Genomic DNA, 23,856 nt, shown 5'->3' on the forward strand with positions numbered 1-23,856 from the left:
TGTGAGCGGGCGTGGAGCGAAAAAGGGCGACATATCGGACCTGCTCACGGACCTGCGCGGACAGGTCGCCGGACTCGAGCGAGACCTGCGGGCGCGCGCGTCGGCGAAGGCCGGCGGCGAGGAGGGCGCGCGCAACGAGGCGCGGCTGCGAGAGGAGCATCGGGACGCGTTCAACGCGCAGCGGACGGCGGCGACGTACGAGTCCTGGCTGGAGGGACAGGTCGCGCAGGCGGCGGTGGCCTGGGTGCTCGGCTGTGTGTTCGTGCGCTTCGCTGAGGACAACGAGCTGATCGACTGGCCGTTCCTGGCGGGTCCGGGGAAGCGGGCGGCGGACGCCGAGGACCGGCACGACCACTTTTTCAAGGAGAACCCGAAGAAGAACGACCGTGACTGGCTCATCGCGGCGTTCGACCACTTCTCCGCGCAGTCGGACGCGGCCGGTGAGCTGTTCAACCGTGCGCACAACCCGCTGTGGCAGCTGACCCCGTCGTTCGAGGCGGCGACAGCGCTGATCAAGTTCTGGCGGCGGCGCGGGCCGGACGGCGAGGTAGTGCACACCTTCGTCTCGGCGGGTGGCGGCGTTGTCGACGTGGAGGGTCGCGCCGCAGTAGACGTCGGTGATGGCGACGACGGCATTGGCGGCGATAGCGGCGGCGCACTGCTCGACACGCGCTTCCTGGGCGACCTGTACCAGGAGCTGTCCGAGTACGCGCGCAAGACGTACACGCTGCTGCAGACCCCCGAGTTCGTCGAGGAGTTCATCCTCGATCTGGCGCTGGAGCCGGCAGTCGAGGAGTTCGGGCTTGAAGGCCTGCGGACGATCGATCCGGCCTGCGGATCGGGACACTTCCTGCTCGGCCTGTTCCACAGGCTGCTGATGAAGTGGCAGGAGGCCGAGCCGGGCACCGATCGCGCCGAGCTGATCCGCCGCGCGCTCGGCAGCGTGCACGGCTGCGACAAGAACCCGTTCGCCGTGGCGATCGCCAGATTCCGGCTGCACATCGCGGCGCTGAAGGCGGCCGGCGCGACGAAGCTGTCCGAGGATCACGGCTTCCGGCCGATCGTCGCGGTCGGTGACTCGCTGCTGCACGGCAAGGACAGCGCGGGCGAGCAGGACAGCCTGTTCGACGTAAATGGCGAGGCGACCGAGCGGACGTTCAGCTACTCGACAGAGGACGCGGCCGAGTTCATCCGCGACTTCGACCTGCTGACGTGTGGCACGTATCACGTCGTGGTCGCCAACCCGCCGTACATCACGGTCAAGGACAAGGCCGAGAACGCGAACTACCGGAATGCGTACGCTGAGGTCTGCAAGGGCACGTACTCGCTGGCCGCGCCCTTCGCGCAGCGCCTGTTCCAGCTGGCGATCCAGGGTGGCGGACTACGGCAGGGGTCTGGGCACGTCGGCCAGATCACGGCGAACTCGTTCATGAAGCGGGAGTTCGGCAAACCGCTCATCGAGAACTACTTCGCGAAGCAGATCGAACTCTCGCACATCATCGACACCTCGGGCGCGTATATTCCGGGGCACGGTACGCCAACGGTGATCCTCGTCGGCCGCAACCACATGCCCGAGAATCAGAAGCCGATCCGGGCCGTGCTCGGCGTCCGAGGCGAACCCGGCGCACCGCAGGACCCGGCCAAGGGCTTGGTGTGGACCGCGATCGTCGAGCAGGTTGGCAAAGCGGGAAACGAGTCCGAGTGGATCTCGGTCGAGGACTCGCCCCGCGAACGCTTCACAGTGCATCCGTGGTCCGTTGGTGGCGGCGGTGCTGGCGAGGTCTTGGCCGATATTGAGAGCGGGAGGCAGCGACTCTCTACGGTTATCGATTCGCCGGTAGGGCGCAGCATCCGAGCTGGTGCGGACGAGGCATATATGCGGCCGATGCGGCCATCTCTGCGAACTGTGTCTAGTCGCGAGGCACTTGTGCCGTTTCTCATGGGCGATGTCGTGCGTGACTGGAGCGAGCGTCCGGATACGCTGGTCTGGTATCCCTATTACTCCGGACTTGACGTACCACGGTTTGAAGCTGAGCTATGGCCTTGGAGAACGTTGCTTGCTGAGCGCCGGACATTCCAAGGTGCTATGGCTGATGCCGGGCTTTCCTGGTGGGAATACATGCAGCACACGCCGTCTGCATATGTGACGCCGCTGTCGATCGCGTTTGCGGAGGTGGCGACACATAACCACTTCGTGCTCGATCGTGGCGGGAAGGTGTTTAAGCAAACTGCACCGGTGATCAAGTTGCCGGAGGGAGCAAGCGAGGATCAGCACCTGGCGTTGCTCGGCGTACTCAACTCCTCGACTGCGTGCTTCTGGCTGAAGCAAGTTTGCCATGACAAAGGCATCCGTGGCGAAGGTGGTGGCTTTACGAGCGATGACTGGGAGAGGTTCTTCGCATTCAACGGTACTAAGATCAGTCAATTTCCGCTACCAGGGGAGTTGCCGCTTGAGTACGGGCGTGAACTTGACCAGTTGGCGCAGCGGCTCGCGAGTGTGGAGCCGTCGAGCGTGTGTGCCGCCGGACTACCGACGCGACTGACGCTCGACGATGCCCACGTCGAGCACGATCGAATCCGTGCGCGCATGATTGCGCTTCAGGAGGAGCTTGACTGGGTCGTCTATGGCTCGTACAAGCTCCTGACGTCCAAAGAGGTCGGCGCCACGACCGTCGCAAAGCTCGAAGACGTGCCAGGACTCAAACTCGGCGAGCGGGCGTTCGAGATCGTCCTCGCGCGCAAGATGGCGGGTGACGAGGTCAGCACGCAGTGGTTCGCCCGGCATGGCTCCACGCCGATCACCGAATTGCCCGCTCACTGGTCTGCCGAGTACCGGGCCATCGTCGAGGCTCGCATTGCACTGATCGAGTCCCGCAAGGATCTCGCCTTGATCGAGCGGCCCGAATGTAAGCGCCGCTGGGCGACCGTCCCCTGGGGCAAGAAGGAAGCCGACGCCCTGCGCACGTGGCTTCTCGACCGCACCGAGTCATCAGACCTCTGGTACGCGATGCGCGACGGCGTCCGGCAGCCGCGTCCGCTCACCGTCAATCAGCTCGCTGATCGTCTGCGCGGGGACGACGACTTCACCTCCGTGGCCGCCCTCTACGCTCGTCACCTCGGCAACCTGGACCTGCCGCTTGAGCGCGTGCTCGGCGACATCCTCGACACCGAGTACGTCCCCTACCTTGCCGCTCTCCGCTACAAGGAGTCTGGCCTGCGCAAGCGGGCGCAGTGGGAGGAGACCTGGGAGCTTCAGCGCTCGGAGGACCGCACCGGGCAGCGACTCGACATTCCCGTGCCGCCGAAATACACCTCGGCAGACTTCGCCAAGCAGAGTTTCTGGTCTCATCGGGGCAAGCTCGACGTGCCGAAAGAACGGTTCATCGGCTACCCCGGCGCGTCACCCGACGCCGATCCGGCGCTGCTGCTCGGCTGGGCCGGCTGGAACCGCCGGGATCAGGGCCAGGCGCTGGTCAACCTCGTCAACGACCGTGCGGCCCAACTCGCCTGGGCCACGGATAAAATCAGCCCTCTGCTCTCCGGCCTCGCCGAAATCCTGCCGTGGATCAAGCAATGGCACGGCGAGTACGATCCCGAGTGGGAGGGCGTCCCGGCCGAGGATTTCGACGCATTTCTCAGCGAACAGCGCGCCCGGTTTGGAGTGGGACAGTGAGCGGGACGGCCGCCTCGGGTGCGTCGGCATCAGGCACGTCGCAGGCGAAGACGCTGCGCGACGTCCTGGAGATCAAGGACTCCGTCCACGCCGGCGACTTCAAGGTGGAGCTGACCGGCGGCTTCGTCGACACCGACGCCATGGTCGCCGACTACGTGGTCACCGACCAACTGCGCGACGCATTCCGCCAAGCGCTCGCCCTCATCAAGACCTCGGTCACCCGACAGGCTTCGCACGCCGCCTACCTGCACGGCTCGTTCGGCGCCGGTAAGTCGCACTTCCTGACGGTTCTGCACGCGATCCTCAACAACGAGCCGTCCGCGCGCGCCAAGCCGGGCCTTCAGCCCGTCATCGCGGAGCACGACTCCTGGCTGCGCGGCCGCCGGTTCCTGATGGTGCCCTACCACCTGGTCGGTTCGACCGATATCACGTCGGCTCTGCTCGGCGGCTATGTCAAGGAGGTGTCACGGCAGCGCCCGGAGGCGCCGACCCCGGCCGTGTACCGGGACGAGTCATTGCTCGCGGACGCACGGAAGCAGCGCGCGTTCCTCGCGGGCGACGCACAGTTCGCCGCGTGGCTGGCTGCCGGCCGGCTCGATCCGATGTCTCAGGGGACGAATGCGTCCGCTGTCGTGCCCGTTACCGTGCACGACGATGAAGACCTCGCGCCCATGCGCGGAAAGGAAGGCCGTTCCACCGGAGCCACCGGTGCCGACGACGACACGAACACGTGGAACACGGCCGCGCTCGACGCCGCGTTCGCCGCAGCGCCCGGCGATCCGCGCCGCAAGCGCCTCGTCGCAGCCCTGCTCGACGGGCCGCTCGGCTCATACAAGACGGCGATGCACGGCGCGTCCGGCGGTTTCGTCCCGCTCGAAGAGGGTCTGTCCGTCGTCTCGCACCACGCGAAGTCGCTGCGCTGCGACGGCCTGATTCTCTTCCTCGACGAGCTGATCCTCTGGCTTCAGGCGCACATGGCCGACAAGACCTTCGTCAACACGCAGGTGCAGGAACTGGTCAAGCTGATCGAGTCCGGCAACAGCGACCGGCCCGTGCCGATCGTCGCGTTCGTCTCCCGGCAGCGCAACCTGTCCACGCTGATCGGCGAGGACATCGTCGGCGCCGATGTGAAGAACCTGGAGTACCAGGTCAACTACCTCGCCGAGCGCTTCGACGTGATCAACCTGGAGGACCGCAACCTCCCGGCGATCATCAAGGAACGCGTCCTGCGACGCCTGCCCGGTGCCGATGTCGCACTCGACGGCGCGTTCGAGTCCGTCGAGTCCGCGAACGCCCAGGACCGTGACACCCTCCTCGACGCGCACGGCGCTACCCGCGCCGACTGGGCCGACTTCCGCACCGTCTACCCGCTCACCCCGGCACTGCTCAACGTCCTCGTCGCGCTCTCCGGCGCACTCCAGCGCGAGCGCACCGGACTCAAGCTCGTACACGAACTGCTGCGCCGCAACGCGGACACGGAGATCGGCAGGCCGATCCCGCTCGGTCATCTGTGGGACGTGCTGACCGAGCGGACCGGCGCCGCGTTCACCGACCACCTCAAGGCTCAGGCCGAACATGCGCAGCAACTCTACGGCCGGATCCGCAAGAACCTGGCGGAGCGTTACGGCTCGGAGAGCGACGCGCGATTCGTCCAGGATGACCTGCTCGTCAAGACCCTGCTTCTCTCCGCGCTCGCGCCGGACGTCCCGGCCCTGCAGCGGCTCACCGGGCCGAAGCTGGCCGCGCTCAACTACGGCGCTCTGCGTTCCCGGGTCGCGACCGCGGGCGCGACCGCGGTGGAGCGGATCCGCCGGCTGACCGCCGGCTTCGGGGAGATCCGCTCGGACGGCGATCCGGCCAACCCGGTCTTCACCGTGCACGTCTCCGACCTGGACGTCGAGCCGCTCCTCGCCGCCTGCGACGACGACGACAAGCCCGGGGCCCGGCGCATCTGGATCAAGAAGACGCTGTGGAAGGCGCTGCGGATCAGCGACGACATCGCCGCCACCGACGAGCGCGCCATCGTATGGCAGGGCACGAAGCGAACCGTCGAGTTCCTCTTCGCCAACGTCCGCGATCCGCAGGCGATCGCCCGCAGCCAGTTCGAGCCGGTCACCACCGGCAACGTGAAGATCGTCATCGACTACCCCTTCGACGACCACGACCACGGTCCCATCGAGGACCTGCTGCGCGTCGACGAACTGCGCCGCGAGGGCTTCCAGGCGCCGACCGTCGTATGGCTGCCGCACTTCCTGTCGGTCGGCGTCACCAATGACCTCGGCCGCCTGCTGCGGATCGAGGCGCTGCTCAAGGGCGACCGGCTCGACGAGGTGGCCGCCCACCTGTCGATGGAGGACCGGCTGCGCATCCGCACGCAGCTGACGGGCAACGCGTCCAGCCTCAGCCAGCAGTTGGGCGACGTGATCGAGCAGGCCTACGGGATCAGAAACGCCGAGGAGTCGAACCTCGGCGCGCAGCTCGCCGACGGCGCGCACGTCTACTCCCTGCTTCCCGATCACCGGCTCAAGCCGCTACGCAGGTCGGAAGGCTTCGAGTCGGCGATGCTGAGACTGGCCGACGACTTGTACGGCCGGATGTACCCCCAGCACCTGAACCTCGATCCGGCCGGCAAAGGCGACCTGGTGACGCTGCGGGATCTCAAGACCGTGTACGCGTTGATCGCGCAGGCGGTCGAGGACGGCAGCATGCGCACCGTCGTGGAGAGCGGGAAGCTTCCGCTCGCCAAACGGGTCGTGCACGGCCTCCAACTCGGCGAGGTGCACGACGGCCCGCTGATCGTCTCCGCCGACTGGCGCAGGCGGATCGACCAGCAGGCCGCGAAGGCCGGCGTGGACCCGCCCTCGGATCTGAAGGTGGAACAGATCCGCCAGTGGATCGAGGAACTGGGGTACACCGGGCTCGACCGCAACGTCCGCAACATGATCATCGCCTGTTACGCGCTGGTCGCCGACAAGACCTGGCTGTACCGGCAGACGCCGATGATCGAACCGCCGGAATTCGACAAGATCGACGCCGGTTACGCCCTGCGTACCCAGGAACTGCCGACGGAGCAGGAGTTCTCCGCCGCTCTCGCGCGTGGCGGGGCGCTGTTCGGCAGCAAGGTCGCTCCCGTACGCAACGCGCGCAACACCGCGCAACTCGCCAAGGACGTACGCGCGAAGGCGAGAGCCGCCGAGCCCATGGTCAACGTGCTGCGCGACTCGCTCGCCGCCGAAACCCACGCGCGGCTGCTCGGCCTGACGGCGGACAGCGCGCGCGTCGTCGCGGTACACGAGGCCGCCGATCTGCTGGCCCGGCTCACCCGGCACGAGGGCGACACGGCATTGGTGCGCGAACTCGCCGCGCTGCGGTATTCGTGCACGGATTCGGTTACCTCCAAGACCATCAGCTCGGCCGGACCGGTGCTCGACGCGCTGGATCGCACGAACTGGACGATCATCGAGTCCGTGCACGACATGGCCAAGCGTGCCGACGACCTCGGTGAGCAGTCCAGATCGCTCATCGAGCGCCTGCGGCTCGCGGCCGCGGGCGACGAATTCACGCGGTCGCTGCCCGAGACCTTGGTTGAGGTCGGCAACCGCGGGGTGACGCTGCTAACCGAGGCGCAGCGCCGCGCGGCGGTGGCGATCGGGCAGGTCGGGCCGGCGGCAGATCCGGAGACGTCGACGTCCTCGGCCGCATCGGCGTCCTCGTCGCTTGGGCGCGATGAGACGCAGGGGACCGGCGCCGGGCCGATCAGCGCGGGTCAGATCAGCTTGACCGACGCGCCGAGCGGGCCGGGCGCAGCCGACCGACCGCGAGCCGTCGCCGCGAGCGCGAGTCCGCGCCGCATCGTGGTCGGCCCTCGCGTCGGCGAATCCGGCTCGGTGGCCAGCGAATTGGAGTCGGCGGTCGGGCTACTGCTAGCGCAGGCCCGCGACTACGCCGCCACGCATCCCGGAGTACCGATCGAACTGTCCTGGCAGCCTGTCGGCGCAGCGGCCGGGACCGAGCCCGCCGTGCAGACCGAGAGCGGGTCCTGATGGCGGTCGGCGAGGCCGCTTCGGTGGCGGCCGCCTCGGCTCCGCGGGTCAGCCGCGGAATGCTGGAGTCGCTGGTGCGCAGGGAACTGGGACGCAAGGCGAGCCGCCTGCTCCTAGTGTACGCGCAGTACGCGTCGGCGCAGGGGCCGGCCAGGTTCCGCGTCCAAGTGGGCGAAACCAGGTACGTAGTCACGGTAACGGCCTGCTCTAGCGTGCTGGCTGTCGCGGACGCCTGGGAGTCCTTCCAGTCAGAAGGCGAGCGCGCGCCTGACGGTGCGTCACGGGTGCTGGTGATCACGAGCACGCTCGCCGCGCAGGAGATCGGCCTGAGCCTTCGGGCGTTCGCCGCGCGTATGGGCACCATCGCGATGAATCCGGCCGAGCTCGTGTGCGAACAGTTCGGAGCCAGGGAGCTGGACTGGCGTCTCGCGCGGGACGGCTGGCTGCTCGACGCGCTGCTGGCCGCTGAACCCACCGAGGGCTGGAAGGCGGCGTCGCAGCTGGCCGTGCGCGGCTCGCTGCTCACGAGAGACGGCGCCGTCGCCGCGCTGCTCGCGGTGCGCCTCGGCCTCGGCTTCGTGGACTCCGGCGGCACTGCGCCGGACGCGAGCGCGGTGCTGGACTGGTCGCGCGGCGCCGGCCCCGACCGTTTCGCCGCGCTGCCTGACGCCGAGCGCGAGGGGATCACGGCGTGGCTGGCCGAGACTACCGGCCAGGTCGCGGTGATCGTACTCCAACTGGCCGAACTCGGCAGGGCCCGCGACGCCGTCGCGTTGGGTCTGCTGTGTACGGCGCTGGACACTCAGCGCGGATCGGCCGGTGCGAGTGACGCGCTCCTGCTGCTCGGCGCGCTGTTCGGTCCCGGCGGTCCCTCCGTCACCGCTCTGAGCACTTTCGCCCGAGCCGTCGAAGGGACCGTGCAACGCTGGATCGCGGCGACCGAGGGCGGCGGCGACCGCGCTCGTGAGCATCGCACCCGGGTGCTCGACGTCGTAAACCGGGCCGAAGCGCTGGCAGTCGGCTATCCGCCGTTGCAGACCGCGTTCGCGGCCAGCCAGACTCTTCCGGCCGGCTTCAGCACGCGGCTGGAGTCCTTCGCCGCCGCGCTGACGGCTGATCAGCGTATCCGCTCCGCCGAGACTCTGGACCGGGCGCAAGATGCGTTCCAGGCTCTAGCGGCACATCGGCTCGCGGCGCTCTTCGCGGACCGCCTCGCCGTCGCCGAGATGGCGCTGCGGTTGGCGCGTTGGCTCCACGCTTCGGCCGACGAGCTGGAACCGGCGACGGTGCCCGGTTGGCTCGGCCACCATCTGGCGGTCCTCGGCTGGGTCGACCGCGCTCTCAATACGTTGTATCACGGTGATCCCGAGCCGGGGACAGACGCGATCACCGCCGAGCGGGTTGCGGCCGCGTACCGCGCCGTGCACGAGCATGTGCGGGCCAGCCGCGGACTGTTGGACCAGCGCTTCGCGTCCGCCCTCTCCGCCTGGGCCGCATCCGCGGACACGCCGAGCTCCTCGACGGGTCTGCTCGTCGAGGACGTGCTCGCCGCAGTCGCCGTGCCGCTGGCCGCAGCAACCGGCCGGCCGCCGCTGATCCTGGTGCTCGACGGAATGTCCAGCGCGGTCGCGGCTGAGTTCGGCGAGCGGCTGACTCGACGCAACGTGTGGACCGAGGTGACAATGTCGGTGCCGCCGCTCTCGCAGACCGCGGCCGGGCAGTCACAGCGGCCGGTGCGGATGGCCGCGGCCGTGGCCATCCCCTCGGTCACCACGTTCAGCCGCACATCGTTGCTGAGCGGGTCTCGACGGGCCGGGGGCCAGCACGAGGAGAAAGAAGGGTTCGCGGCATTCTGGCGGCAACGCTCCGGCTCGGCCGCGCGGCTGTTCCACAAGCGGGAGATCGCCGACGAACTGGCCGGAGGCCGACTGAACCCGGAACTGACTTCGGCTCTGGCCGGGGAGGCAGCGGTCGGCGTCGTCCTCAATGACGTGGATGACGCCTTGGACAAGGGCGGGCGCGGCGACCTCACCCAGTGGGCGATCGAACACGTCACCCACTTCGAGTCGCTGCTGGACGCCGCACGCAGCTACGACCGCCCGGTCCTTCTGGTCTCCGACCACGGCCATGTTCTCGACCGCTCCGCCGCGACCACGCTGCCCTGGCGCACGTCGAGCACGGACAAGAACCAGCGTTACCGTTCCGCGGACGGAGAGCCGACCTCGGTTGAGGAAGTTCTGCTGACCGGCCCGCGCGTCATGGACTGCGGCGGCGCGCTCGTCGCGGCCGTGGCCGAGCACGTGCGCTACACCTCCCGGAGGGCCGGCTACCACGGCGGCGCTTCGCTGGCCGAGATGACAGTGCCCGTTTTGGTGTTCCTGCCTGCGGGTATGCCGACGCCCAAAGGATGGACGGCGCTACAGCCGTGGCAGACGACGCCGCATTGGTGGAACGCTCCGACCGCTCAGCCTGCGGCCCCCGGTGTGCCCGCGACCGGCGGAACCGAGGCACTGCGGACGGCGGCGTCGCGCCGGAGCGCGGCCCCGGTCCAGGAGGAGGCGCTCTTCCCTCTCGAAGCCCCGGTCGACGAGGCGCTCGGCGAGTCGGCCGAGGCCACGGCGGGCGGTCAGGGAGCCGGAGAAACCCTGGGCGCACAGGTCGTGGCAAGCGGGACCTACCTGAGCCAGAAGCGGTTCGTGCTCAAGATGAAGGACGCCGAGGTCGTCGCGGCCATCGACGCGCTGGTGGCCGGAGACCGCACCCTCCCGGCCTCGGTCCTGGCGCAGGTTGTCGGCCGTTCCGGCACATCCTTCGACGGTTTCCTCGCGAACCTGGAGCGCCTGTTGAACATCGACCAGTATCCGGTGCTCTCCAGGATCGACTCCGGTCGCACGATCCGGCTGGATCGCGATCTGCTCGACGAGCAGTTCGACCTTGACCGATCCTAAGCTGAAAGCCGATCGAAGTTCCCGGGAGGCACGGTGACGACAAGGCCGGCTGCGCCAGTCAGCTCGGCGCGCAGGCGGCAGGTCGTCGATGCGCTGCGTCGTGGAACCGTGCCGGAGACCGGGCTCGACCTTTTCGCCGTCGGGCTCGACCGGTTCGCATCAGCACTCGATGACGAGCTCGCCTCGGTTGCGCGGGGCGGCGCGGCCTTCCATGCGATCCGCGGTGAGTACGGCAGTGGCAAAACCTTCTTCGCCCGCTGGCTCGCCGAGCGGGCGAAGAAGGTCGGCCTGGCCACGGCCGAGATCCAGATCTCGGAGACCGAGACGCCGCTGCACCGCCTGGAAACCGTCTACCGGCGGCTCACCGAGCACCTTGCCACGGCCACGCATCAGCCCAGCGCGCTGCGATCGATTATCGATGCCTGGTTCTACACGCTGGAAGAAGACGCCGCAGCGGACCCCGAGGTATCCGGAGATCCGACGCTGCTCTCGGCGGCGGTGGACGGCCTGCTGGAACAGCGGTTGGCCGAGGTCTCACTCGCCGCCCCGGCGTTCGCCGCCGCACTTCGCGGCTACCGGGCCGCACGGCTCACCGGGAACTCCGCGACTTCGGAGGCGTTGATCGCGTGGGTCGGCGGTCAGCCCTCCGTGGCGGCCGGCGCGAAACGCGCCGCCGGCTTGCGCGGCGAGATCGACCACACTGCCGCCCTCGGTTTCCTGCGCGGGCTCCTCATCGTGCTGCGCGAATGCGGACATCCCGGTCTGCTGGTGGTGCTCGACGAAATCGAGACACTTCAGCGCGTACGCACCGATGTCCGCGAGAAAGGACTCAATGCCCTGCGCCAGCTGCTCGACGAGATCGACGCGGGCCGCTTCCCCGGCCTGTTCCTGGTGATCACCGGAACGCCTGCCTTCTTCGACGGGCAGCAGGGAGCGCAGCGGCTGCCCCCGCTGGCGCAGCGGCTGGCCACCGACTTCACCACGGAGCCACGGTTCGACTCCCCACGTGCGGTGCAGCTGCGGCTGGCCGGGTTCGACCTCGAACGTCTCGGGGAACTCGGGCGGCGAGTCCGCGACCTCTACACGCAAGGCGCCCGCAACCCTCAGCGAATCGCAGCGCATGTCGATGACCGGTACATCGACACGCTTGCAGCGGCGGTCACGGGTGGGCTCGGCGGCCAGGTCGGCATCGCGCCGCGGCTGTTCCTGCGCAAACTCGTCGGCGACGTGCTCGACCGCGTCGACGAGTTCGAGAACTTCGACCCGCGTGCGCATTACCGGCTGACCGTCGCGGCAACGGAGCTGACCGACGTCGAGCGCAACGCGGCCGTCCCCGCGTCGTCCGCGGATGAAATCGCGCTGGACCTGCCGTGACCGGCGAGCCGGCCGCGGCCGGTGATGCTTTCGCCGCGCTGAACCCGGTCATCGCCCACCACATCGTCAACACGCTGGGGTGGCGCGCTTTGCGTCCGCTCCAGGAAGCTGCGATCGAACCGCTCTTAGCCGGCCGAGACGCGGTACTGCTCGCGCCGACCGCGGGTGGGAAGACGGAGGCGGCGTGCTTCCCGCTGCTGTCGGCGATGGAGACCGGGCAGCGGCGTGGCGCGAGCATCCTCTACCTTTGCCCGATCAAGGCGCTGCTTAACAACCTCGAAGCCCGCATCGGTACATATGCGGGATGGATCGGCCGCCGTGCCGCGCTCTGGCACGGCGATATCGGAGCCGGAGCCCGCCGCGCGATGCTGCGCGAGGCCCCTGACGTACTGCTGACCACGCCGGAGTCGCTCGAAGCGATGCTGGTGTCGGTCAATGTCGACCACCGAGCGTTGTTCGGGAACGTATACGCGGTCGTCGTCGACGAGGTACACGCTTTCGCCGGCGACGATCGCGGCTGGCATCTGCTTGCCCTGCTGGAGAGGCTGTCGCGGATCGTCGGCCGGCCGATCCAGCGCATCGGCCTGTCGGCGACGGTCGGCAATCCGAACGAACTGCTGCACTGGTTGCAGGGCTCCGGAGCGGGAATCAGGCCGGGCTCGGTCATCGCCCCGGACTTGCCCGGTCCCGCCGCGAGCCCCGGCTTCCGCGGTTCGGCAGGTGCGCCACCCGGCGACATCGAACTCGATTACGTCGGCTCCGTCGAGAACGCGGCGCTCGTCATCAGCAGCCTGCACAAGGGCGAGAAGCGGCTGGTGTTCTGTGATTCGCGCCGTCAGGTCGAGCAACTCGGCGAGGCGCTGCGCGCTCGTGAGGTGACGACTTTCCTTTCCCACGCCTCGCTCTCCGCCGACGAGCGACGGCGCAGCGAGGCGGCGTTCGCCGACGCCCGGGACTGCGTCATCGTGGCCACGTCCACGCTCGAACTGGGTATTGACGTGGGCGACCTCGACCGCGTCATCCAGATTGACGCGCCTGGCACGGTCGCGTCGTTTTTGCAGCGGCTCGGTCGGACGGGCCGACGTCCGGGTGCCGTCCGCAACTGTCTTTTCCTGGCCACCACCGACGATGCTCTGCTGCGTGCGGCCGGGCTGCTACTGCTCTGGGGCCAGGGTTGGGTCGAGCCCGTCGTCCCGCCGCCCGCGCCGTTGCACCTGGTCGCGCAGCAATTGCTGGCCTGCTGCCTGCAACACGGTACGGTCGGCGACCGGCTGTGGCAGCTGGAGTGGAACGGCCTGCCACCCTTCGACGTGAGCGCGCAGCCGATTCTCGACTACCTCAGGCGGGCCGGCTTCGTCGATGCCGACGGCGGCCGGCTGTTCATCGGCGCTGAGGCGGAGAAGCACTTCGGCCGCCGCCATTTCATGGAGCTGACCGCGTCGTTCACCGCCCCGCCACAGTTCACCGTCTTCGCCGGCCGCACGGAGCTCGGCCAAGTCGACCCTGCGCTGCTCACCGAGCAGACCGACCAGCCGCGACGGCTGCTGCTGGCCGGCCGCAGCTGGCAGGTCACCCACATCGACTTCGCCCAGCGCCGCTGCTACGTCGAGGCCGTCGAAGCCGGCGGCCGCGCCAAATGGGCTTCCGGCGGTTTGGCAGCGGGTTTGTCTATGTCGCTGACTCGTGCGATGCGTGATGTCGTCGTGGCGGACAACCCGCCGGTCAAGCTCACCCGCCGGGCTGTCGCAGCGTTGATCGATATCCGTGCGGACCGTGCAGGCCATGTCTTTCCCGGAGGCACGGTCGTGGCGCGAACGGACGACGGGCCGCGATGGTGGACCTGGGGTGGCTTCCGCGTCAACCTGACGCTTTCCGCGATCATGCGAGACGTCGCCCCGGAGGTGCTCAGTGTCGATTCGACGCCTACGGATCAATCTCTCCAACTCGCCGACGATCTGTCCCCAGCCGCCTGGCACGAGGCATTGGTCGCTGCGCGCGCCTCCCTGCCGAAACTGCCGACGCCCGACGACCGCGCGATCCGCGGCCTGAAGTTCTCCGCCGCCCTGCCGGACGACCTCGCTCGCATGGTCCTGTCCGCCCGCCTGGCGGACACTGCGGGTGCGTCTGCGGTCCTAGCCGAGCCAGTACGCTGGGAAAGCGACCACTGATCTGCAACGTCGAGCAGGCAACCACCGACACCCGTCGCGTACCGGCGTAGGCGCCGAAGCGTTCAGGTCACGCACTTCCATCCAGACGCTTATTTCGCCGACTTCTTCGGTGGTCGTCCTCTGCGCGGCGGTGGCGGACGCCAGCCGCGTAGCTCTTCGTCGGTCAGACCGTACGCGGCCTTCATGTCGTCGACGAAGCCGCGGACAAGGTCCGCCGGTTTCGCGCCTGATACGGGGTCGAACTCGCCGTGCCATTGGTCGAGCCATGGTTGAAGCTCGAGCGCTCCGGCGAGCATCGGGACGATCTCGTCACGCTCGACCGGCCCTCGGGAGATGTACGCGGTCAGGGCGTGGGCCTGTTGCCAGTGGTCCCAACCGGCCCAGCCGTAGACTTCCGGGGGCGGGCCGAGCGCGGTGCCGTAGGAAATGAATCGCTCGTTGGGCATGTCGAACTTCCCGCGCAGGCTCCAGTAGGACTGCTTTGCGAAGTCGGCCGAGGTGTAAGTCGGAGGCACCGCAATGGCATCGCGCGGATCGCGCCTCGTCGGGGCATCGCCAGCGCCGATCTCAGCGCGCTGCTGCTCCCAGACGCCCTCCCAGACTGTGTGCTTGCTCAGTCCGGACGCCTTGTAGCGTAGTGCGGACACGTGCGGGACGTGTTCCTCCTCGAGGAGGTCGGAGACGACCTCAGCGAGTTCCGCATGTGGGGCGTAAAGAGCGGCGACGGCGACGAAGTCGGAGTTGTGACTCAAGTATTCAATGAGCTGTGAAAGCGTGCGTAGTCGCGGTTCATCGCGCTCGAACCACAGGTCTTGATCTTCCATGCGCTCGAGCAGCCAGGATCTTAAGGCCTTGGCTTCAAGCGCATCCCAGCCGCCCATATGCCAGCGGCGCTTGTACGCCGGCTGTTCGAGCTCATTGACGGCGCGCGAGCTCTCGATCGCGTCGATACGGTGTTGGACGACTCGCCGGTACGCCTCCGGCCAATGCGCCGGAACCTCGGTGATGGGTCTCGAGCCGTGCCGGACGAACCACGAACTGGACGATTCACCGGCTGCGATCTTGCGGGCGAGCACGATCTCAAAGGCCCGCTCGCCGAGGTTTACACCGGGTACTGTCCCTTCCGGCGCGCTCAGATCCTCGGAGAGGATCCCGTAGAGCCTGTACACGTGCCAGTCGATCTCCTCCTGGAGCGCGATCATTCGCGCTCGCGCTCCCTCTCGGTAGGCTCGCGCCATCTCCAGCAGCCGTTCCGAAGGGCGTGCATCCTCGACAACTGCCGATGGATGGGCCGAGGCGAACTGCCGGGCGAGTTCGTCCATTTCCCTCGAGAGCGGGATGCGGCAGTCGGCCGGCAGCGGGAATTCGAGTAACCGTGTCCCCGCGATCTCCAAGGCTGTGGTCCATACCTCGTCCGCGAATTGGACGTCGCTGCCCCCACCCTTGGTCATCCCGGTCGACCTAAGCCAGAACGCGGCACACGAACTGTTCAGCACGCCGAGGACGTCAAAGATGCGTGCTTGATCTGTCCCTTCGGGGAACACGATGACTGGCGCCGACTGGAGAGGGACGAGATCCGGATCGAGCAGCGCGAAGTGCGGATGTGTAGCCACCCACGCGTAGGCCACGGCCGCTTTGCCTGGGGAGACCGGGAAATGTTGCGTCCACGAGTACCAGGCGCGGCCGGACCCGGTGGAGGTTCCAGGGATTTGTCGTGCGGCGAGAGTTGTCCGGTAAGGCCACAGCCGCTTGGCTTGAACCGGTAGCCGGGAGAGATCGAGGAGGCTTGCGCCGTTGTAGGGCAGGAAAGCCTCCCGGGTATGATCCACGCCCCAATCCCGCACCGCCGACCCGGTCAGGATCCTTACTACGGCCGAATGCTCCACCCTGGCGCGACGCAGCGCCCGGGGATCGGCGACGAAGACATCGTCGGCACCGGTGACGCCGATGTAGCCGATCCTCTCGACCTGTTCGGAAAGCGCAGTCCCGGACGCGAGGCGGTCCAGCAGCCGTCGACTGTCCCGATCGGAGAGCACCCACGGAGACTTCGCGAACTCCTCACGCGGCACGTCTTCGACGGCGACCCAGTCGCCCGTACTTCCCACACGGTCCACTTGGGTCACAATCGCCCGCCAGACCAGCCCTCGAGACGGCGATTCGGGCATCGTCGGTTCTCCGCGCAGACCCACGACGAGGCGCACCGGTACTGTCGAGCGCGGTTGCCTGCGCCTCCCCACGACGATCATGGTCGGCATGCCGTGGCCTGGTATGTACGCTCCGGACGAGTCGATGATCTCGGATAATTCCACGCTCTGGGCGAAGAAGTCCTCGATCAGCGTCGCTCCGAATCCGCGCTTAGCAATCGAGTTCGGCATAAGTTGCCCGACATACCCGCTTGGAGAATCGTCGTCGAGATGAGGCTTCGCGAGCTGGAAAAAACGCTCAGCGAAGGGGACGCTGAGGGAGTACTTGCCCGTGCAAGCCCCGTACAGTCTGCGGTAAAGGCTGTCGCGGGCTTTGTCCCTCACAGTCAGGAAGGGGGGATTGCCGACGACGACGTGGTAACGCCCCTCGGTCAGAATTGAGTCCGAGGACTCCGCCTTGAGCAGTGCATCGCCGACGGCGATGTGTACCGGCACGTCTAGTGCGTCGAGCTCGGTGAGTGTGGTGAGGCCGGCCGCCTTCATGGCCGCCACGACGAGCCGAAAACGCGTGATCACGACCGCGGACGGGTTGATGTCCGTCCCGTGCACCGCGTCGGCGGCACGCCGGACTCGTTCCACGCGGTCCGCTGTGGGGAAGTCACGACCCCGCTGTGCCAAGATCCGGTGAAAGGACTCGATTACGAATCCTCCGGACCCGCACGCCGGGTCGATCATCTGCACGGTGTCACATCCGAAGTCGCGTATAGCCGGCGTGAGCGTTCGATCCAGGATGAACTGCACGACGAAGCCCGGGGTCGGCAGGAGCCCGTAGCTCATGCTCTGTGAATCGGAAAGGTTCTGATACAGATCGACGAGGAAGCGCGTGTCCCACTCCGGATCCGTGAAGTCGTGAACGGGGCTGCCGTCCTCGTTCGACCTGCCCCAGAACGCCGCTAGACCGCCTGCGGCGTCATCTGAGATCGGGATCTGGAGCGCCAGATCACGGTCAGGCTCGAACAACAGCCTGGCAATGCCGCCTTGGTCGAGCTTCTCAAACGCCGTCAGCGTCCAGTCGCCCGAGTGCCGAGAGCCTGCATGGTCGTGGGGCGCGGAACGCGGTTCAGACAACAGGCCGTTGTCCTCGCAGAAACGCACGAAGACGATAGCGAGCACCCAGGCGACGGCTGTCTGCGTCGTCTTCTCGTTCAGCCACGCATCTAACGTCGCGGATGATTGCCCGAGGCGGCGGACCATCGCATGTTCCTCCGCCAATCGCGCACGCACCTCTGGAAGGTCACGCCTGAGCCGCACGCGCAGATCCGCCTCAAGCAGATTCACCTGACTCTTCAGGTCTGCTAGCAGACGTCCTTGGTTGATCACGCGACCTCCGGTCACGACTATATATCTTACCGTGTTGATGCCAGCTTCGCCAAGCCTGGTCATCTATGTCAAGTGGGACGTAGCAAAGTCGAAAAAAATACTGCTACCGTGTTGAAGGACGCAGAGAGCGTACTCAGTCGACCAGTGGGGCGGGACTTTTCCATGCAAGGTGCATTGCCCGACCAGGCGCCGTACGGCTTGGTGCACAGCGAGTTGCGGCGTGCCGCAGACCGCGCACTGACCGCCGGGGAGCGCGGACGTGCGCTGGAGAATGCGGCGGCGTACGCCTTCTCAGCCGTGCCCGGTTGCGAGGTCCGCGGGCGCAGGACGATCGACCCCTGGCAATCGGCTGAGATCGATCTGCTCGTAGGCAACCGGAAGCGGGAGGACGGGCTGTTCTACCTACCGGAGATCATCCTCGTCGAGTGCAAGAGTTCGGTGCACCCGGTTCCGGTTCCCGATGTCAGGGACTTCGCCTTCAAGGTCAAACACCGCGACCTCAAGCTGGGCATCTTGATCGTTGCGGCGGGAGCCACCGGTGCCCGCGATCGCCGGAGCGCAGCTCATCACACTGCGGCGATCGCGGCCGCGCTCGGTACGCGCATACTCCTCGTCACCACGCGCGAGCTGATGGCGATCTCGACCGCAGGCGAGTTCGTGGAGCTTCTGCACGAGAAGTACTTTCAGCTGGCCGCAAGCGGCACCTTCGGTGCCGACGGATGAGGCGGGGCTCATCCGTCCCCACGTCGGGCTTCCGCTCGGCGTGGGGACGGGTCTCCAGCGTGGAAGCTGGGACGACAGGATGCGTCACGACCCCCGGTATAGACGCTCCAGGTCGATGAGTTCCAGATCGCTCCGGACTTGGGCCGTCTCCTTGAGGTCGGGTGTGAAGTCGCTGCCCGTGAGCAGCAGTAGTTTGACGCTCTTGTCGGCCCGCGCGTCGCGTCGGATGAGGAGGTCGCGCAGCCGCTCAAGGCGGGCGAGGTGACCGTGGCCCAGCGTGTCGTTGCTCTTGGCCTCGCCGATGGCCAGCACTCGTTCCTGTCCGTCCGGTCCGTGACCGAGCACGACGACGTCCAGTTCGTGGCTGGTCTTGCTCTCCGGGTCCGGCAGCACCCCGGACAGTACGCGGCTGCGCTGTCCGCCGAGGGTTTCGGGGGCGGCATGCCAGCGGGTCCAGTTGCGCGCCAGGTGCTCGAAGTGCGGGCCCAGGACCTTGCTGCGGAATGTCGCCTGTGCGCGGGACCAGACCTGTTCGGCGTGTCCGGGGCGTTCCAGGTCGGTCCACTCCGGGCGCATGATTGCGTGGTAGAAGGCCAGGAGCGGCTCGGTGATGCGGTAGGACGAGCGTTTGCCGTGGAAGGCGTCCTGGTCGCGGACGACCATGCCGACGTCCTCCAGCACGGTGAGCGCATGGCTCAGGTCGGTCGACTTGCGCGCCAGGTAGCCGGCGATGCCGCCGCGGGTGTTGTTGCCCTCGGCGATTGCGGAGAGCACGCCGTGATAGAGCGCCGTGTCGCGCAGGTCCGGCTCCTCGGCCAGGAGAAACCGGGCTTCGCGGAAGAGCGGGCGTCCCGGGTTGAGGACGTTGCGCACGACCCACGGCCCGAAATCCGCCAAGCCCCCGGGCACGTCGCCGAGAGTGTACTCGCGGCGGTAGGCGGGCGTGCCACCGACGACGGCGTTGACCAGGAATGCCAGCCGCAGATCATCCATCCCCCAGAAATCCATGGCGAGGCGGAAATCGAGTGTCGGGACCACCAGTTCCAAGCTCGCCCGGCCTCGCAGCGGGGCATTGCCGACCAGCAGGTTTCCCATGAAGGACAGCGCCGAGCCGCACAAAAGCAGCCGGACCGGCGTGCCGCCGCGCCGCCCCGAAGGGTCCAGCGCGCGCTGGATGAGCGAGGGCAGGTGTGGGGAGGCTTTGGCCAAGTACGGAAACTCGTCCAACGCGACCGGGACGGGCCGATCGTTCGAAGCGAGGCGCATCACCGTCTCGACGGCCTCGTCCCATCCGTTGAAGCGGCGCGGTACTGGCTCGTTCAGGTAGCGTGCCAACGCGGTCCCGAACTGATGCAGTGACTCGGCCTCGGTCGCTTCCGTCGCGGCGAAGTAGAAGCCGTCGGCGGCCTGGCATACCGCGTCGAGAAGGAATGTCTTGCCTTGGCGGCGGCGTCCGGACACCACACCCAAGCTCGGTTCGGTACCGGGATGGGACACGAACCGGGTTAGTTCGGCCCACTCGTAGTCCCGGTCGAACATCCCCTCGGGCTTGTCCACAGGAGCACCTCCGCTATGATTAACGAACCTATTATAGGTTAGCTCATAATGGATTGGTCGCGTTGGTTCGACAACCGACCCCTCGGCGAATTCCTCGGGATGGCTCTTGGCTGCCAGCCCCTGGCGGCGTCGCCACGCTGAGTAAGCCGCTCGGCGGCGGCCGGGCAAGTCGCAGACGGCTTCGCTCAGCGGTCGGAGCCGGACGTCGCTGTGATCGGCGGTCACGACGAGCGCAGCGGCCGGTTCGTCGCCGTTGAGCCGATGGCGGGTGACGAGCTGATGAAGGACGGCGTAATCACGGTCGCGGCCGTTGAGGCCACGGTTCACCGGCGCGCGCCAGACGAACTCTGGGTGAATATCGCGCCTAGGCGGTGCCGGTGCGGCTTTTCCAGTGGCGGCCGAACTGCGCCGTCTGTAGCGTCGCGTTACCGGACTTCGATAGATGGGTTCTTATATAGCATACTTCTCGGGAATGCACGGGGAGACCTCCACGGCGGCGCATACTCAGTCTCGCCACAGCCGCGCTCATGGTGGCCTCGGTGACGTCGTCCATCGGCCTGCCAGACCGTGTCCTGCCCAAGGCCCGGGCCGCCACCTCCAGCCCGCTGTTCACGGCGGCTGTCGGGGTCGGTTCGCCGACGACCGAGGCGGTGACCGGGGCGCTCACCGCGGCCGTGCAGATCAACTCGGTGTCGGCTCTCAGCTCGATCGGGGCCACGGGGACGGCGACGGTGGCGACGAAACCGACTGCGCCCGGCGGTTCCTCCTGTGTCATCGACCGGCCGGTGAACGACGATCAGGGTTTCGCCGCTCTGATGGCGTCCGGCGTCAGCGGCAGCGGATGCGTGGACTTCGCCAGGATGTCGCATCCGTATACCGGCCCGGCGCTGAACGGCGTTCCCGTCGACTATGTGCCGTTCGCGATGGACAACCTGACGTTCGCCGTCTCCGCGTCCTCGCAGCTGCCGTCGTCGATGAGCACGGCGCAGCTCAAGCAGATCTACACGTGCGACCCGCAGATGACGGGGTTCAGGGGTCTGCTTCCGGCCGAGGGGTCCGAGCAGCGGCAGATGTGGCTGGCCGCTCTCGGCATCTTGGACAGCGACGTGGTCAGCGGCCGTTATCCCTGCGTCTCCGACCACAATTCCAGCGGGCAGTACTACGGCGAGAACAACGGCGGCATCCTCGACAACAACTCGGTCATGCCGTTCTCGGCCGCGAGCTTCCTCAGCCAGGCCGGCGGCAGCCAGACGCAGCAGCTCGCGCAGGCCCGCCTGGGGACCATCAGCGACCTGGGCCAAGCCCCGGTCGCGGCGAACAGCGACGCCTACCCCGACGACGTCTCCTTCGCCGTGACGGCCACCGGCAGCGTGCCAAGGCACATTTCGCTGCACGACCTGATGTCGATCTACACGTGCCAGACGGCCAGCGTGACCCCGCTGCTTCCGGCCTCCGGGTCCGTTCGCCTCGCCTTCGAAAGCAAGGTCCACATCGCTGACGCCGACGTCACGGCCGGCAAGTACCCGTGCATCCAGACGACGTATGCCGGCGCCTCGGTTCAGGAGAACTACGGTGTCGTGCTAGACGCCAACTCCATCGTGCCGTACTCGATCACGGCCTACGTCGGCCAGCTTCTCGGAACCGCCCTCGACCACCGCGGAGCGGCGCAACTGGGCGTCATCGACCCGACCGGCCCCGCCGTCAACCAGGGTCCGCTGCCGATGATGTTGAACACCGCATACGGCGCACCGTTCACCTATCACGTCTGCAACGCCGTGGCGCACTCCGCCGTGAACAGCAGCCCCATCAACGAGGCCTTCAGCGGCTCCGGCGCGCTGGTCTGCCAGCAGAGCGTGATCCAGGCCTTCGGTTTCGCGCCGATTGCCGGCGGCGACGCCGAACCGTGCGGATCGTTGCAGCACAGCACGGCGGCCAATGGGCTCGCGGCGGCGACGGTCGCCGCCCGAATCACGCCGTCCGCGGCAAACAAGACAGCAGCAGCCACCGCGGGGGCTCATGCAGCCCGATCGGCCGGCTCGGTCAAGCCGGCGGCGGCCGCAACGGCGCCCTACGTCAGCGAGGCCTACCCGCTGACCGCGCTCGACGGCGGTTTGCTACCTGGCAGCGGAGGCACCTGGTGGGCGCAGAACGGCCAGTGCACGATCTCGGGCGGCTATCACAACGTCCCGGGTACAAGTGCGACTGTCGGGCTGTACGGATCGTTCCTGGTCAGTGGTCCGCGCTGTCACGCCTACGTCACGACCACCTACTACAGCGTCGCCGACGGCGCCCCGATCGGCGGCGAGTACCTGGATCAGGACTGTGTCCTTACGTGCGGGCTGAACTTGCAGCACAACGGGCCCGGCTACTACCTCCAGCATCTGTCCGACGGGCGCGACTACATCTACGGCAACGTACTGCTGAGCCTGAGCCTCAACATCGTGGACGATTCCTTCGGTGGGGTCGGCTGGACCACCGACGTCTACCCGTTCGCGCAACTGGGCATCAGCAGCGTCATCGCCGGCAACCCGAGCCCAGCCACCGTCGTGCTGACCTGGAACACCGTCCCCAGCGCGACGAGCTACACCATCGAACGCATCGCCGGCTCGCAGAACGCCTGGACCCGGGTCGCGACGCTCGATCAGATCAACGCGCCGCAGCTCCAATGGCAGGACCCATCCACCGCCGATGAAATGAAATACACCTATCGAGTAACGGCTTTCAACCTGAACAACCAGATCCTGGGACCATCCTTCCCCGTCTCGGTAGTCCCTGCGGCGACAGCGCGGATCAAGCACTATGCTGTGCTAGGCGACTCGTACTCGGCCGGGGTCGGAGTGGACGCCTCCGCCACCTTCATCAACAACGACACCTGCCACCGCTCGGACAGCAACTATGCCGGCTTCGTCACGGACGTCCTGGACAACGGCTCGATGTCCGCCTATGCGCCGGGCGATGCGCGCTGGGACATCATCGCCTGCGACGGCGCCCGCACCTACAACATGCTCAGCTACCTGCCGGACAACGGCGGTGCGACCATCGGCCACGTACAGAGCGGCATGGAGCCGTGGGACTCGCACGTACTCGGCAGCCGCGGGGCCGACTACCTGCCCGCCGACTTTCAAATCACCATGCTCGCCGAGGCGACCCGGCGCCAGCCGGTCGACTACGTCACCCTGACCGTGGGCGGCGACGACGCGGGCTTCGCCGACGTGCTGCAAGACTGCGTCCTGCACAAGAACTACTGCGATGACTCGACGATCGGTACGTACGAGGCAAAAGAGCGCCAACTCATCGACGGGCTCTCCAACAAACTCAAAGACGTCTACATCGCGGCGGCGCAGGCATCGAACTACGTCACCGTCGACGTCCTCGGATACCCGCACCTGTTCCCGGACAACGGATCCGACAACTGCGCGATGACGTTCAGCGCCGGGTTGGCGTCGATCCTCTACAACCTGTTCATCCACGGCTTCGACATAACCGGCCCGCTCGGGTTGGCCCAGTCCAGATGGCGATGCTCAACCGGCTCGGCGACGAGCTCGACAACGTGATCAGCAGCGCCGTCACGAGCACGAACGCCCAGGTTGGCCACGTGTCGTTCGTCGACGTCCGGCCGACGTTCGCTGGCCATGACATGTGCGCGGGCAGCAACGCGTACATCAATCTGGTCAGCATGGACTTGAACTGGCCGCCGATCTCGAAGGGAAGCGCGCACCCGAACTACAACGGTTACCGCGCCGAAGGCGCACTGCTCTCGCAGCTGCACTTCAGCAGCACCCCTGAGCCGACCCGGCAGCCGTAGATCGTCTCATCGTGACCGTGACCGGATGAGAATCCCGATCT

Annotated in this window: 10 protein-coding genes; 8 read left to right on the forward strand and 2 right to left on the reverse strand. The window is 67.3% G+C overall.

The genetic code is table 11. The annotated features are described in order from the left end of the window. Position 1: 1 nt before the first annotated feature. From pglX (VGS97_RS15510) to VGS97_RS15530, 5 genes are read left to right on the forward strand one after another with little or no spacing between them, the layout of a single operon-like run. Positions 2-3,673 (forward strand): BREX-2 system adenine-specific DNA-methyltransferase PglX, encoded by a 3,672-nt coding sequence (gene pglX / locus VGS97_RS15510; protein ID WP_326854223.1) that lies wholly within the window; start codon positions 2-4, stop codon positions 3,671-3,673. Then, complete coding sequence (locus VGS97_RS15515) at positions 3,670-7,716, forward strand: hypothetical protein (protein WP_326854224.1); 4,047 nt, start codon at positions 3,670-3,672, stop codon at positions 7,714-7,716. The genes pglX (VGS97_RS15510) and VGS97_RS15515 overlap by 4 nt, the downstream gene beginning before the upstream one ends. Beyond that, positions 7,716-10,664: a BREX-2 system phosphatase PglZ gene (gene pglZ, locus VGS97_RS15520; protein WP_326854225.1), complete on the forward strand. Its 2,949-nt coding sequence runs from the start codon at positions 7,716-7,718 to the stop codon at positions 10,662-10,664. The genes VGS97_RS15515 and pglZ overlap by 1 nt, the downstream gene beginning before the upstream one ends. A 33-nt stretch (positions 10,665-10,697) precedes the next feature. Beyond that, positions 10,698-12,038: a BREX system ATP-binding protein BrxD gene (gene brxD, locus VGS97_RS15525; RefSeq protein ID WP_326854226.1), complete on the forward strand. Its 1,341-nt coding sequence runs from the start codon at positions 10,698-10,700 to the stop codon at positions 12,036-12,038. After that, positions 12,035-14,206: a DEAD/DEAH box helicase gene (locus VGS97_RS15530; protein ID WP_326854227.1), complete on the forward strand. Its 2,172-nt coding sequence runs from the start codon at positions 12,035-12,037 to the stop codon at positions 14,204-14,206. The genes brxD and VGS97_RS15530 overlap by 4 nt, the downstream gene beginning before the upstream one ends. An 89-nt stretch (positions 14,207-14,295) precedes the next feature. Here VGS97_RS15530 and pglX (VGS97_RS15535) read toward each other — a convergent pair whose 3' ends face one another. Further along, complete coding sequence (pglX, locus tag VGS97_RS15535; protein ID WP_326854228.1) at positions 14,296-17,793, reverse strand: BREX-2 system adenine-specific DNA-methyltransferase PglX; 3,498 nt, start codon at positions 17,791-17,793, stop codon at positions 14,296-14,298. A gap of 9 nt (positions 17,794-17,802) precedes the next feature. Here pglX (VGS97_RS15535) and VGS97_RS15540 point away from each other — a divergent pair, with 9 nt between their 5' ends. Next, positions 17,803-18,453, forward strand: a complete 651-nt coding sequence (locus VGS97_RS15540) for a restriction endonuclease (protein ID WP_326854229.1) — start codon at positions 17,803-17,805, stop codon at positions 18,451-18,453. 84 nt (positions 18,454-18,537) lie between these two features. Here the strand turns inward: VGS97_RS15540 and VGS97_RS15545 are convergent, their stop codons facing one another. Continuing rightward, positions 18,538-19,992 carry an AAA family ATPase gene (locus tag VGS97_RS15545; RefSeq protein WP_414641726.1) on the reverse strand — a complete coding sequence of 485 codons (1,455 nt, stop codon included), beginning with the start codon at positions 19,990-19,992 and terminating at the stop codon, positions 18,538-18,540. Between the two features lie 557 nt (positions 19,993-20,549). Between VGS97_RS15545 and VGS97_RS15550 the strand changes: the two genes are divergently transcribed. Both VGS97_RS15550 and VGS97_RS15555 read left to right on the forward strand, forming a co-directional pair. Beyond that, entirely contained in the window at positions 20,550-23,564 is a 3,015-nt protein-coding gene (locus VGS97_RS15550; RefSeq protein WP_326854231.1) for a hypothetical protein, read from the forward strand. Then, positions 23,522-23,815, forward strand: a complete 294-nt coding sequence (locus VGS97_RS15555; protein ID WP_326854232.1) for a hypothetical protein — start codon at positions 23,522-23,524, stop codon at positions 23,813-23,815. Before VGS97_RS15550 ends, VGS97_RS15555 begins: the two co-directional genes overlap by 43 nt. Positions 23,816-23,856: the final 41 nt, after the last annotated feature.

The organism is Actinocrinis sp., from assembly GCF_035946395.1.
In the GTDB taxonomy this organism is placed as follows: domain Bacteria; phylum Actinomycetota; class Actinomycetes; order Streptomycetales; family Catenulisporaceae; genus Actinocrinis.